10 protein-coding genes and 2 pseudogenes are annotated in these 13,184 nt (G+C 63.9%); 7 read left to right on the plus strand and 5 right to left on the minus strand.

Annotated elements, in window-relative coordinates; genetic code table 11:
• Positions 1 to 80: 80 nt before the first annotated feature.
• A pseudogene (locus tag HYG77_RS39800) lies at positions 81 to 170 on the plus strand (RidA family protein); the annotation flags it as partial.
• 119 nt (positions 171 to 289) lie between these two features.
• Here HYG77_RS39800 and HYG77_RS39805 read toward each other — a convergent pair.
• Positions 290 to 535, minus strand: a pseudogene (locus tag HYG77_RS39805) (WhiB family transcriptional regulator); the annotation flags it as partial.
• Positions 536 to 703: 168 nt separating this feature from the next.
• Positions 704 to 2,212, minus strand: a complete 1,509-nt coding sequence (locus HYG77_RS23355) for a BCCT family transporter (RefSeq protein ID WP_109335298.1) — start codon at positions 2,210 to 2,212, stop codon at positions 704 to 706.
• Between the two features lie 780 nt (positions 2,213 to 2,992).
• Here HYG77_RS23355 and HYG77_RS23360 point away from each other — a divergent pair.
• Complete coding sequence (locus HYG77_RS23360; protein ID WP_208960777.1) at positions 2,993 to 3,796, plus strand: IclR family transcriptional regulator; 804 nt, start codon at positions 2,993 to 2,995, stop codon at positions 3,794 to 3,796.
• A 45-nt stretch (positions 3,797 to 3,841) separates the two neighbouring features.
• On the opposite strand, the gene HYG77_RS23365 is transcribed toward HYG77_RS23360, so the two are convergent.
• Positions 3,842 to 4,699: a bifunctional methylenetetrahydrofolate dehydrogenase/methenyltetrahydrofolate cyclohydrolase gene (locus tag HYG77_RS23365; RefSeq protein WP_109335297.1), complete on the minus strand. Its 858-nt coding sequence runs from the start codon at positions 4,697 to 4,699 to the stop codon at positions 3,842 to 3,844.
• 559 nt (positions 4,700 to 5,258) lie between these two features.
• Here HYG77_RS23365 and HYG77_RS23370 point away from each other — a divergent pair.
• The 5 genes from HYG77_RS23370 to katG all read left to right on the plus strand — a co-directional run bounded on the left by HYG77_RS23370 (position 5,259) and on the right by katG (position 10,944).
• On the plus strand, positions 5,259 to 5,621 hold the full coding sequence (locus tag HYG77_RS23370; protein WP_109332655.1) for a bifunctional 3-phenylpropionate/cinnamic acid dioxygenase ferredoxin subunit: 363 nt from the start codon (positions 5,259 to 5,261) through the stop codon (positions 5,619 to 5,621).
• On the plus strand, positions 5,618 to 6,781 hold the full coding sequence (locus HYG77_RS23375) for an FAD-dependent oxidoreductase (RefSeq protein WP_208960779.1): 1,164 nt from the start codon (positions 5,618 to 5,620) through the stop codon (positions 6,779 to 6,781). Before HYG77_RS23370 ends, HYG77_RS23375 begins: the two co-directional genes overlap by 4 nt.
• Positions 6,782 to 6,844: 63 nt before the next feature.
• Complete coding sequence (locus HYG77_RS23380; protein WP_208960780.1) at positions 6,845 to 7,966, plus strand: aromatic ring-hydroxylating dioxygenase subunit alpha; 1,122 nt, start codon at positions 6,845 to 6,847, stop codon at positions 7,964 to 7,966.
• Between the two features lie 252 nt (positions 7,967 to 8,218).
• Positions 8,219 to 8,638, plus strand: coding sequence for a Fur family transcriptional regulator (locus tag HYG77_RS23385; RefSeq protein ID WP_109332652.1), 420 nt, complete (start codon positions 8,219 to 8,221; stop codon positions 8,636 to 8,638).
• Between the two features lie 47 nt (positions 8,639 to 8,685).
• On the plus strand, positions 8,686 to 10,944 hold the full coding sequence (katG, locus tag HYG77_RS23390) for a catalase/peroxidase HPI (RefSeq protein WP_208960781.1): 2,259 nt from the start codon (positions 8,686 to 8,688) through the stop codon (positions 10,942 to 10,944).
• A 66-nt stretch (positions 10,945 to 11,010) separates the two neighbouring features.
• Here the strand turns inward: katG and HYG77_RS23395 are convergent, their stop codons facing one another.
• Positions 11,011 to 12,033 carry an agmatine deiminase family protein gene (locus HYG77_RS23395; protein ID WP_208960782.1) on the minus strand — a complete coding sequence of 341 codons (1,023 nt, stop codon included), beginning with the start codon at positions 12,031 to 12,033 and terminating at the stop codon, positions 11,011 to 11,013.
• Entirely contained in the window at positions 12,033 to 13,022 is a 990-nt protein-coding gene (locus HYG77_RS23400) for a nitrilase-related carbon-nitrogen hydrolase (protein ID WP_208960783.1), read from the minus strand. Before HYG77_RS23400 ends, HYG77_RS23395 begins: the two co-directional genes overlap by 1 nt.
• Positions 13,023 to 13,184 lie beyond the last annotated feature (162 nt).

Here is a 13,184-nt window from a genome sequence, read left to right on the forward strand (position 1 = left end):
GGGGCGGTCAACCCCTGCCTTTGGGTGGTATCACCCGACTCGAAGCTTGCGCGCATGAACCGCGGCCGGCGCGGAGGCACGCCGGGGTTCATGCGCGTTCCGCGGTCGGGGAGGCTGCGCTACCGACCGATGCACCGGTAGAAGTGGAGCTCATCATGGAAGTCGAGTGAAGCGATCGAATGAGCGGAGCTGTTGATTTCGTCGGTTGCTCCTGCCGATCGCATTGCAGAAAATGCAGGCTTCGAACCCTAATTTCCGTACCGATCTCGGCGCTCTTACGGCGATCGGATTCCGACATCCCGCCCCACACCCCATACGGTTCCCTCGTGCTGAGTGCATAATCCCGACACCGATCAATGACCGGGCATGCGGCGCAGATTGCCTTTGCCGCTCGTTCTCGTTCGGCGCGCCGGGGCTTACTTTCCCCGCAGGGCGAGAAGAACGCCTCCATGCCTTCGGACCGGCACCGTGCCTGTAGGTGCCAATCCGTTTTTTGCGGGGGTGCGGCGACTGTGGTGACGTTGTGCAAGGACATTCGGCTCCGTTGTAGTGTGCGGCAGAAGCGCGGGTAAGCATCCCTTCGACGTCGATGTCGTGGCGCTCAGGCGACCTGGATGCGAGATATGAAACTGAGCGCCGAGCCAATCGTCAAGGCCCGGCCTTTATCCGGTGGATTCAGGGCGGGCCTTGACGTTGTGCTGGTCTACCTGTGCGGGGTGCTCACCCGCCGCGGCTTCCGAAGGTCTGTGATCAGTGGATCTCGGGTGATGTCGCGATACAGCGACACACACATGCCGATCATCACAACGGCGAACGGAGCGGCGACGATGATCGTCATCGTCTGCAGGCCGTTCAGTGCGTCCGTTCCGCCGGTCCACAACATCAGCATGGCAACGCCTCCAGTGGCGACACCCCAGAACGCTACGGTGGAGCGGGTCGGTTCCAGCGTTCCACGTTGGGACAGTGTTCCCATGACTACCGAAGCAGCGTCCGCGCCCGAGACGAAGAAGATTGCGACCAGCGCCATCACGAGAAGTGACGATGCGCCTGCAAGTGGCAGGTTGTCCAGCATGCCGAACAGCTGCGATTCCGGAGTGCCGCGAGAGAACAGGTCGGTTCCGTCACGCTGTTCGCCGATAGCAGCCCCACCGAACACTGCGAACCATACAAGGCTCACGGAACTCGGGATCAGGATTACTCCGACTACGAACTGGCGAATGGTCCGGCCTCGGCTTATGCGAGCCAGGAACATACCGACGAAGGGGGTCCACGAGATCCACCATGCCCAGTAGAAGATGGTCCAGGAGGAGAGCCACGTTTCGGTCGCCGCATCGCCGGATGCAGCCGAGCGCGCCGACATGCTGGCAATTTGGGAGGCGTAGTCACCCAACGTGGTGGGCAACAAATTCAAGATGAACACGGTGGGGCCGGCGACGAATACGAAGACGGCCAGAAGAAGTGCAAGCACCATGTTGATGTTCGAAAGCCACTGAATACCGCGAGAAATTCCGGAAACGGCCGAGGCCACGAAGGCAAGGGTGAGTATAGCCACGATCGCGATGACCAGGAGAGTCCCGGCCTCGCCAATCCATCCGAGAACCTTTACGCCAGAGCCGATTTGGAGTGCTCCGAGGCCAAGTGAAGCGGCAGTGCCGAACATTGTGGCGAAGATAGCCAAGATGTCGATGACCTTGCCGATCGGCCCCTCGGCGCGGCGGCCGATCAACGGAATGAAGGACGAGCTGATGAGCTGTTTGCGCCCCATCCGGTAGGTGCCGTAGGCGATCGACAGACCAACCACTGCATACATCGACCACGGGTGTAGTCCCCAATGGAAAAGCGCGGTCGCCATCGCGGTTCCCACCGTGGAATCGGTGATTCCAGGTGGCGGCTGGACGAAATGAGTCAGCGGTTCCGTCACGCCCCAGAAGATCAGACCGATCCCCATGCCGGCGCTGAACATCATCGCAATCCAGCTGACGGTCCTGAACTCTGGCTTCTCCCCGTCCTTGCCGAGGGTGATTCGCCCGTACCGGCTCAGCGCCAGCCACAGCGCGAACAAGACGAACCCTGTGGCGGAGACGACGAATAGCCAGCCCAGGTTGGTCACCACCCAGTCCAGAATCGACGACATCGTGTTCGTCAAGGTGGCCGGCCATAGCAGTCCCCACCCCAGGATCGCCACCACGATGGCGGTTGTAATCCCGAACACCACGCGATCGGTCTTCTTCTCGGGTGCGACGCCTTCCGCCTCGTCGACGGCGCGAGGATCGGTGGCCCCGTCGACGGCGCGAGGATCGGTGGCCAAGTCGTCCGCGCGGGGGGTGGTGGCCCCGTCGACGAGGCGGGGGTCGACTACCTCGCAGCGGCGTGATTGGTGGGGGGTCGCTTCCGTATCCGCCTCGAGTGAGTTGCCATTTGTTGTCACATCGGTCTCCCTGCAGCACATCGCTGAGTAGGTTTGTGAACGGAGTCCGGACTGCCCGGTGCGAGGCGTCCCGGTCCCGAATTGTGTTGCTTATGGCGCAACGACGTTTTCTATGGGGAACAACACTGCGGCCAACTGTGATCTATGTCAAGTCCTACGGCCAAAATGACATAGATCACTAAATTGCGAATTTGCGCTCCCCGCGTGGAATCGACACCAGCTGGCCAGAGCGTGGACGAGGCCGGTTCCTCACACGCTGCGCTCTCTGAAGGACGTTTGCGCGGCCTCGTTCGCTGGTTCGTAGGACCGCGAACGAGCCATGGGTAAGCCATGTGCATGCCGAGCCTCGCATGTCTCGACGACGATTAATATATTAGTGTTTGTCAGGTTGGTACGACAGGTGTCCGGGTCGGCCAGGAGGCGGCGGGCATCCGTGGGAAGCGTCGACTTGGTCGACACGCTGATCGGGTGGGTCACCGTGCTGATTGGTGAACCTATGCGTGGGGTCTATGCCCGGCACCAGGGCGGCCGTCAGCACCAAGAGAACTTTCGTATAGTTGCTCCATGACCAACAGCAACGGAGCGCGGGCTACTGACGGCGGTGTCCAGTCGGTAGACCGGGCATTTCAAGTGCTGGAGGTTCTCGCCCGCAATGGTGAGGTCGGGGTCAGTGCGATTGCCGCGGAAATCGGGGTGCACAAGTCCACGGTGTCCCGTCTGCTGGCTTCGCTGGAAGAGCACGAGATGGTTGTGCAAACCTACGACCGGGGAAAATACCGCCTGAGCTTAGGCATCCTGCGCCTCGCCGCGTCTGTTCCCGAACGGCTCGAGATAACGGAGCAGGGCCACGCCGTATGCGAGCGACTGGCCGCGAAACTAGGCGAAACCGTGAACGTCGCCGTTCTGCGCTCCCGATATGCCATCCACCTCGACCAGGTACGAGGACCCGCCTCCGTGGGCACACAGAATTGGATCGGCGAGCCGACACCGGTGCACGCGACGGCAAGCGGAAAAATACTCCTTGCCCACTTGGACGTGCACCAACGGCATGAAGTCCTAGGCGCAACGGTGCTCGAGAGGTTTACCGAGGACACCATCACGTCGGTCGAGGCGCTCGACGAGGAACTGGACGCGGCCAGGAGCCTCGGCTACGCCGTAGTCGTCGAAGAGTACGAGAAAGGGCTGAATGCCATCGCGGCGCCGGTCCGGGACTACGACGGCAGAATCGCGGCCGCGCTGAGCGTCTCCGGACCTGTGTACCGCTTCACCGAGGCCCGGATGCGCCTCGTGGTGCCCGATGTCATCGCGGCGGCTGCCGAGATCAGCGAACGGATGGGCTTCCGGCAATCCATCACGCCCAGCGCCTGAACTCACTCGATCTGACACTGCCTCGGAGCGGAGAGCCACCACGCGTCAGCCCGGTCCGATGCCCTCTGCCATCTCGACGACGTTCGTGAGCAGCATCGCCCGCGTCATCGGACCGACACCGCCTGTAGCCCCGCTGAGCTTTCCTGCGACACGGTCGACCGAGGGATGTACATCGCCCAGAATTCCCTCCACCGTGCGGGTGATGCCCACCGACAACACAGTGGCACCTGCGCGGATCCAGTCCGGTTGCACCAGGTTGGCAACTCCCGCCGCAGCAATCACGACGTCGGCATCGCGCGTGTGAGTAGCCGTGTCGACCGTCGCTTCATGGCACAGGGTCACCGTGGCATGTTCGCTGCGGCGGGTCAGCATCAGCCCGAGTGGCCTACCAACGGTTACACCACACCCGATGACGCAGAACCGAGCGCCGGTGATCGGGACATCGTGATGACGAAGTAATTCGATGATGCCGCGGGGGGTGCACGGCAACGGTCCCGGCATCCCGAGCACCAGACGCCCGAGATTCGTCGGGTGCAACCCGTCTGCATCCTTTGCGGGATCGATCAACGCAAGGATCCGGTGGGTGTCGATGTGCTTCGGCAACGGCAGTTGAACGATGAAGCCGGTGCACGAATTGTCCGCGTTCAGCCGCAGGACTGCCGCCTCGATATCCTCCTGTGCAGCGGTCGCCGGCAGGCGAACCTCGAGGGAATTCAATCCGATGCTTCGGCAGTCGCGGTGCTTCGCGGCGACGTAGGCATGGCTGCCGGGGTCGTCGCCGACGAGGATGGTTCCCAAGCCAGGCCGGATTCCCTGCAATTGCAGCACTGCGATCCGGTCGGCCAGGTTGTCCTTGATCTGCGCGCTGACGGCCTTGCCGTCGAGCAGTGTCGCAGTTGCCACGGAATATGCCTTTCTGGGTGACGAATAGGTGAAATGGACCAGTGCGGCGAGTCGTCGGTCGTGCACGAAACGCCTGACCCGATTGGCGACTGAAGTCGCGGGGGTGCGGTGGTCGGTCTCGAGGGGCGCGAAGACCAAGAGATACGTCGTCGGACCGGGAGGGGTTGTCGCCATAACGGATGGATTGCCGTGACGACAATTGATATATCAGACGCAGAATAGCTTAGACCGGCTGAACCGGCGGGTCAACGCCCCTGTGGGGGAGTTCGTGGGGCTCATGAGTCGCTCAGCTTGCATCGGTCGGGGATCGCCTCCCGGCGGACCCAAAGGCGTGCCGATGTTGCGGGCTGCTGACAACGTGGGGTCTCCGCTATTTATGGTGTGACTAGGAGTTTCAGTGAAAATTCCCGTGTCCGTGTTCCCTTGCGGTTGCTGAGCAGTTGCGAGCGTCCATTGGTTCGGCGGGGCGCGCAGCTCCTCTTGACACTGCGCTATGACCATTGTCACACTGTTGCGTAACGCAGGACTTGTTTCGCATCGCGCTACAGAGAGGCATCTTATGCTCGAGGTCTGTCCGCTAGCCTCCTTACCTCGCGGTGACGCACGCCGCGTCGACACCTCCCCGCCGATCGCCGTGTTTCACACCGACGACGGCGAGGTGTTCGCAATAGACGACACTTGCTCGCACCAGGACGCCTCGTTGGCAGACGGCTGGCTCGAGGGATGTGAGGTCGAGTGCCCACTGCATGCGTCGAAGTTCAACCTTCGAAGCGGGGCGGTCGATGCGCCACCCGCGAAGCTGCCCGTGCGAACTCATGAGGTCCTGATCAAGGACGAGGTGATCTACGTGGAGGTCAGCACCGAAGCGCCGAACCTGCCGCCCGATATTCGTAGCCGCCTCAACGCGGAGGGGAACGCATGAAAAGTATCGCCGTCATCGGGGCGTCCCTCTCCGGTCTCAGTGCCGCGCGTGCCCTGCGCGCACAGGGATTCGAAGGTGAGCTGAACATTGTCGGAGCGGAGCGCAACCGGCCTTACGACCGGCCGCCGCTGTCGAAGGAGTATCTGGCCGGAGACGTCGACGAAACCTCCCTCACCTTGGAGCCGGAAGGGGAAGACCTCCAGGCGAATTGGATGCTCGGACTATCTGCAACAAACCTCGATGCCGGCACCCGCAGCGTCACGCTCAGTGACGGTTCGCAGCTGACCGCCGACGGCTTCGTCCTCGCGACCGGTTCACGTGCGAGGGCGTGGCCGGACACCGAGCATCTAGCCGGCGTCCATGTCCTACGCACGATCGACGACGCAGACCGGCTGCGCGCGGACCTCAAACCCGGCGCCCGACTGGTAGTCATCGGTGCCGGTTTCATCGGCGCCGAGGTTGCGTCCACAGCGCGCAAGCTGGGCCTGGACGTCACGGTGGTCGAGGCAGCACCGTCGCCGCTGATCGGCCCGCTCGGCCCGCAACTGGGAACCGCGGTCGCCAGACTCCACGGGGGCAACGGCACCACTCTGCACTGTGGTGTGGGTGTCGCCGGGTTGACCGGGGACGACCGTGTGACCGGCGTTGACCTCGCTGACGGGCGCCACCTGCCCGCTGACGTCGTCGTCGTGGGCATCGGCGGCATCCCGAACACCGAATGGCTCGCAGGGAGCGGTATCGAACTCGGCAACGGTGTGCTGTGCGACCGCGGCGGCACCACCTCGATCCCAGGCGTTGTTGCAGTCGGCGACTGTGCGGCCTGGATGGACACCGCGGGCGTCCACCGCCGCGTCGAGCACTGGACCGGCGCCTCGGAACGCCCGGCGATCGCAGTGTCGTCCCTGCTCTCGGGTGAGTATCAGGGTCAGCAGGTCAAGCCACCGTACTTCTGGTCCGATCAGTACGGTTCGCGTATCCAATTCGCTGGAATCGCCGGGCCCGATACCGAATTCACCATCGAAGAGGGAAGTCTGGAAGCGGGAAGCTTCCTCGCCGTCTACCGCCGAGACGGGCAACCCGTTGCAGTCCTCGGCGTCGACCAGGTCCGCCTGTTCACCCGCTGGCGCCGCCAACTCTGCGCGCTGCCGGCACCGCTCTGATCCTTTGTAGACCTTCTTCCAGCCCGCAGATCCACGAGATCAACCACTAAGGGAGACCCCACAGTGACAACCACGCACCTGCCCGAGAGTCTCATCTCCACGCTCCCGGGAGCCTATTACACCGACAGCGACATCTTCACGCTCGAACAAGAGAAGGTCTTCGAGCAGATGTGGTTCTGCGCTGTACGGTCGGGTGATCTCGACAAGCCTGGGGCTTTCAAGACCGTTCAGGTCGGTCGGGAAAGCGTCATCGTGACACGATCCAGGACCGGCGAGATCCGTGCCTTCCTCAACATCTGCGCCCACCGCGGCGCCCGGCTGTGCATGGAAGAGAGCGGAGAGGTCAAGAGGTCTTTCCAGTGCCCGTACCACGCATGGACGTACGACCTCGAAGGCAAGCTTGTCGCGGCGCCCAACCTGACCAAGATGCCCGACATCGACCGTGTCGAATACGGACTGAAGAAGGTGGCAGTGCAGGAATGGCTCGGCTACGTCTGGCTCAATCTCGCCGACGAGCCCGAGTCCTTCGACGAGACAGTCATTCAGGACATTCGCGACCGACTTGGCGACGTGGAATCGATCGATCGATACAACATCGCTGACTTGGATCTCGGCCGTCGCATCGTTTACGACGTGAAGGCCAATTGGAAGCTCATCATCGAGAACTTCATGGAGTGCTACCACTGCGCGACGATCCACCCGGAATTGACCGAGGTTCTGCCGGAATTTGCCGACGGCTATGCGGCGCAGTACTACGTCGGGCACGGTGCCGAGTTCGGTGAGGATGTCGAAGGGTTCACCGTCGACGGCTCGGCCGGTCACGACGTCATCCCCGGTATCGCCCCGGAGCAGGACCGGCGCTACTACGCGATCACCGTGCGACCGACGGTGTTCGTCAATCTCGTCCCCGATCACGTCATCGTCCACCGGATGTTCCCACTGGCGGCCGACCACACCATCGTCGAATGCGACTGGCTGTACCTGCCCGACGTGATCGCGAGCGGAAAGGATCTCGACCGCTCCGTCGAACTGTTCCATCGGGTCAATCAGCAGGACTTCGACGCGTGCGAGCGGTGCCAGCCCGCGATGGCCTCGCGCCGCTACCGCGACGGTGGCGTGCTCGTGCCCAGCGAGCACCACATCGGCGAGTTCCATGACTGGCTGAAGGAAAAGATCGCTCACTGATCGCGCCGCAACGCTGACCGCTCCACGGATCGAGAGATCCGTGGAGCGGGCACGCGGCTGCGATACTGCACCTTCGGGTACCGCAGCCCGCCGTTGCTCATCCGCGACACGGCACTATGCCATTCGATGCAGCTGAACGTTCTTCGTGATTCGAACGGATGCGGCACCACGTCGTTGTCCTGCCTGGCATCCGAGTTGCATGAATTGCCAGATATTTTCGCAAAGTCTTGACTCGTTCCAGATTGGTAGGTCATAGTGTACGCAGAGCAATTGCGTGCGGCCGAGCTGCGTGTGACGCGTCCTCGAGTGGCAGTGCTGGAGGCAGTGCAAAAGAATCCGCACGCCGACACGGAGACGATCCTCGGAGAAGTGCGTGCAGTGCTTCCCGGTGTGTCTCAGCAGGCGGTGTACGGCATTTTGCGCACGGCGACTGCTGCCGGTTTGGTGCGCAAGATCCAGCCGGCGGGTTTGGTGGCTCGCTACGAGACGCGGGTCGGTGACAACCATCATCACGTGGTCTGCCGGTCCTGCGCAGCCATCGCGGACGTCGATTGCGCTGTCGGTGAGTCGCCGTGCCTACCCGCTGTCCACGACAACGGATTCCGTGTCGACGAGGCGGAGCTCATCTTCTGGGGCCTGTGCGCCAACTGCTCGACATCGCTCACCTCGTAGCGCTCATCCATCAACAGCCCGAATTATCCCCTTTTGGAAGGAATGTCGTGTCTGACACCACCCGGACTCTCGCAGAAGAGCACCCGCCCATCGCCGAGGCCCAAACGGAACCTGCGGAGAGCGGCGGCTGCCCCGTCGCGCACGGTCGGCTCGAGCATCCGACTCGGGGCGGCGGTAACCGTGACTGGTGGCCGAACCAGCTCAACCTGAAGATCCTGCAGAAGAACCCCGCCGTGCGTAACCCCATGGACGAGGACTTCGACTACACCCGGGAACTCGCGAACCTGGACTTCGAGGCTCTGAAGCGTGACATCGAGGAGGTCATGACCACCTCGCAGGACTGGTGGCCCGCCGACTACGGCCACTACGGCCCCCTCTTCGTCCGCATGGCGTGGCACGCCGCGGGCACCTACCGCGTGACCGACGGTCGCGGCGGCGCCGGCGCCGGGATGCAGCGCTTCGCGCCGTTGAACAGCTGGCCCGACAACGCGAACCTCGACAAGGCACGGCACCTGCTGTGGCCGGTGAAGAAGAAGTACGGCAAGACCATCTCGTGGGCCGACTTGATCGTCTTCGCCGGCAACTGCGCCCTCGAGTCGATGGGCTTCGAGACTTTCGGATTCGGCGCGGGCCGGGTGGATCAGTGGGAGCCCGAGGAAGACGTCTACTGGGGCCCGGAACTCACCTGGCTCGGCGACGAGCGTTATACCGGTGAGCGAGACCTCGAGAAGCCGCTCGGTGCGGTGCAGATGGGTCTGATTTACGTCAATCCCGAAGGCCCGAACGGCAACCCGGACCCGCTCGCCGCCGCCACGGACATCCGTGAGACGTTCGCCAGGATGGCGATGAACGATGTCGAAACGGCCGCACTGATCGTCGGTGGCCACACCTTCGGCAAGACCCACGGCGCCGGCCCCGCCGACCACGTCGGCCCGGAGCCCGAGGCTGCACCGCTCGAGGAGCAGGGTCTGGGCTGGAAGAGCTCCTTCGGCACAGGTAAGGGCAAGGACGCCATCACCAGTGGCCTCGAGGTGACGTGGACACCTACCCCGACCACGTGGGACAACAGCTTCCTGGAAACCCTGTACGGCTACGAATGGGAGCTGAGTAAGAGCCCCGCCGGCGCCAACCAGTGGATCGCGAAGGACGGCGCTGGTACCGGCACCGTTCCCGACGCCTTCGACCCCTCGGTGCGGCACGCCCCCACCATGCTGACCACCGACCTCTCCCTGCGGATCGACCCTGCCTACGAGAAGATCACCCGTCGCTGGCTCGACCACCCCGAGGAGCTCGCGGACGAATTCGCCAAGGCCTGGTACAAGCTGACCCACCGCGACATGGGCCCGGTCGCCCGTTACCTCGGACCGCTGGTCCCGGACGAGACCCTGCTGTGGCAGGACCCCATCCCCGTGGTCACTCACGAGCTCATCGATGCCGACGACATCGCGTCGCTGAAGAGTCAGATCCTCGGGTCCGGACTGACTGTTGCCGAGCTGGTCTCGACCGCGTGGGCGTCGGCCTCCTCGTTCCGGGGCAGCGACAAGCGGGGCGGCGCCAACGGCGGTCGTATCCGTCTCGAGCCGCAGGCGAGCTGGGAGGTCAACAACCCGGCCGAGCTCGCCCAGGTGGTGAAGACCCTCGAGGGAATTCAGGAGTCCTTCAATACCGCCCAGACCGGAAACAAGCGGGTCTCGTTTGCCGACCTCGTCGTGCTCGGTGGCGTTGCTGCCGTCGAGCGGGCCGCGAAGGATGCCGGACACGATGTCGAGGTGCCATTCACTCCCGGTCGCACCGATGCCACACAGGAACAGACCGATGTGGAGTCTTTCGCTGCGCTCGAGCCGACTGCGGATGGTTTCCGCAACTACCTCGGCGAGGGCAACCGTCTACCGGCGGAATTCCTGTTGGTCGACAAGGCGAACTTGCTGACGTTGACCGCTCCCGAGATGACCGTTCTCGTCGGGGGCCTGCGCGTGCTCGGCGCGAACTACAACACCAGGTCGGAAGCGGGCGTCTTCACGTCGAAGCCGGGGACGCTGACCAACGATTTCTTCGCGAACCTGATCGACCTCGGCACGACATGGGCGCCCAGGTCCACGGACTCGGAGATCTACGAGGGCCGCGACCGCGTCACCGGGGAGGTGAAGTGGACCGGAACCCGCGTCGACCTCGTGTTCGGGTCGAACTCCGAACTGCGTGCTCTCGCGGAGGTGTACGCCTCCGATGACGCAAAGCAGAAGTTCGTGCGGGACTTCGTGTCCGCGTGGGACAAGGTGATGAACCTCGACCGGTTCGACCTCGCCTAACCCGGCGGCTCCGCCACCCGTGAGTACTTGTTAACCGCCCGCGGTTAACAAGTACTCACGGGCGCGTCAGCGCACGACGGGCTGGTGCTGCGTGATGCAGTGGATTCCGCCGCCGCGGGCGAAGAGGGGTCGTGCATCGACGGTTATCGCGTCACGTCCGGGGTAGGCGGCCGACAGGATCGCGACGGCCTCCTCGTCGGCGGGATCGTCGAAACTGCAGGCGATCACTCCGCCGTTGACGACGAGATGGTTGATGTAGCTGTAGTCGACGAATCCCTCGTCGTCGCGGAGCACCGTCGGCGCCGGCACCGGAATGATCTGCCAGGATTGGCCGCGGGCGTCCGTGGTCTGCTTCAGCAGGTCGATGACGGTCCTGCTGACCTCGAAGTCGGGGTGTTCCGGGTCGCGCTGCTCGTGCACCAGGATGACGCCCGGAGACGGGATGGCGGCGACGATGTCGACGTGTCCGCGCGTGCCGAACGTGTCGGAGTCGCGGGTGAGTCCGCGGGGCAACCAGATGACGTTCGTGGCGCCGAGAGTGCGCGCGAGTTCGGCCTCGACATCAGCCTTGGACAGTCCCGGGTTGCGGCCGGGGTCGAGTTGCACGGTCTCGGTGACCAACACGGTGCCGAGGCCGTCCACTTGTATTCCGCCGCCCTCGTTGACGAGCGTCGACTCGACGAGTTCGGCGCCGGACCGCTCGACCACCATCCTGCCGATCTTGGAATCGCGGTCCCACCGCGCCCAGTCCTGGCCGCCCCACCCGTTGAACACCCAGTCGACGCCCCCGAGCCTGCCGTCCTCGGACACCACGAAGGTGGGACCGATGTCGCGCATCCAGGCGTCGTTCAGCGGGGCCTCGACGACGTCGATGTGAGGGGAGAGGTATTCCCTCGCGACGGCCATCTCGTCCGGGTCGACCACGACGGTGACGGGTTCGAACCGGGCGATCGCGTGTGCCACCGCGGCCCAGGTGCTGCGGGCCTCGTGGTGGGCTGCGGGAGTGTCCCCGAGCGAGTATCCCTCGCTGGGAAAGGCCATCCAAGTCCGCTCGTGAGGTTCGCCCTCCGCGGGCATGCGCCAGCTCATCAGGCTTTCCCGAAGGGGGAGGCGTGATCGACTGGCTCGGTGAGGGCGCCGTAGGTGTCGGGTCGCCTCGTCGTGAGAAACGGGAACAGTGCAAGCCAGTCTTCTCGCTGCTGAAGGTCGAGATCGGCGACCAGGACGGCTGATTCGTCACGCGGTGCCTGAACGAGAATGCGGCCGTAGGGATCGGAGATGAACGACGACCCGTAGAAGGTGATGAGGCCTTCGTTGCCGTGGCGGTTGGGCACCACCATGAACGTGCCGTTGGCGATCCCGTTCCCGACGATCACCTGTTGCCACAGCGGCTGGGTGTCGAACTGGGGGAAGTCGGGTTCGGAGCCGATTGCGGTGGGGTACACCAGGACTTCGGCGCCACCGAGCGAATACGCGCGAGCAACCTCGGGGAACCACTCGTCCCAGCAGGTCGGCATGCCGAGTTTCACGCCGTCGAGGGCAGTGTGCACCGGGTATGGATCGGTGGCCGGTCCGCCGCGGAAGTAGGTGTCCTCGTAGTAGCCGGCGGTCACCGGAATGTGCAGTTTGCGGGTGCGTGCCAGCAGTCGGCCGGACGGGGACACGAGGATGGCCGTGTTGAACCCGAGGCCGTCGTCGTACTGGTCGCCGCTCGCGCGGTCGTCGCGCTCGTAGAGCGAGGCGTGGACGGGGATACCGTGTTCGGCCGCCGCCTTGGCCGCGAAGGTGAATGTGGGGCCGGTGAGGAGGTCTTCCGCCTGGCGGCCGGGGTTGTCACCGCCTTCCACGAATGCGGGATAGCGGCTCAGCGTCAGCTCGGGCAGGAAGACGACCTGAGCTCCGAGTCGAGCCGCCGCGGCGATTCCTTCGTCGAGTTCGGCGCGGAGGTCCTGCTCGTCCTCTTGCCACCGGTGCTGCACCAGCCCGACGCGGAGTAGGGGGCGTTCGGTCGTCCGCGCCCCCGTGTTCGGCGTCCTCGTGAGGGGCGCGGGAGGGGTCGGTGCGGTGATCGTCAACATTGTGGTCCTCGGATGTCCGGTTCGGCGACTGCCTAAAACGAATTGGATTCGTTAAGTATGGTGGGTGAGTGCTCGACGATCAAGGGGTGGAACGTGTCGAATTCGACTTTTTCTCGCTCGACCCCGCCATCGGCAGCGAAACATCGACCAGAGGGGGCGCAC

Source organism: Rhodococcus sp. ZPP (assembly GCF_017656075.1).
In the GTDB taxonomy this organism is placed as follows: Bacteria; Actinomycetota; Actinomycetes; order Mycobacteriales; family Mycobacteriaceae; genus Rhodococcus_F; species Rhodococcus_F oxybenzonivorans.

Coding starts and splice junctions, on each gene's coding strand:
- HYG77_RS23360 (WP_208960777.1), top strand. CDS start 2,993: ATGACCAACAGCAACGGAGCGCGGGCTACTGACGGCGGTGTCCAGTCG.
- HYG77_RS23370 (WP_109332655.1), top strand. CDS start 5,259: ATGCTCGAGGTCTGTCCGCTAGCCTCCTTACCTCGCGGTGACGCACGC.
- HYG77_RS23375 (WP_208960779.1), top strand. CDS start 5,618: ATGAAAAGTATCGCCGTCATCGGGGCGTCCCTCTCCGGTCTCAGTGCC.
- HYG77_RS23395 (WP_208960782.1), bottom strand. CDS start 12,033: ATGAGCTGGCGCATGCCCGCGGAGGGCGAACCTCACGAGCGGACTTGG.
- HYG77_RS23400 (WP_208960783.1), bottom strand. CDS start 13,022: ATGTTGACGATCACCGCACCGACCCCTCCCGCGCCCCTCACGAGGACG.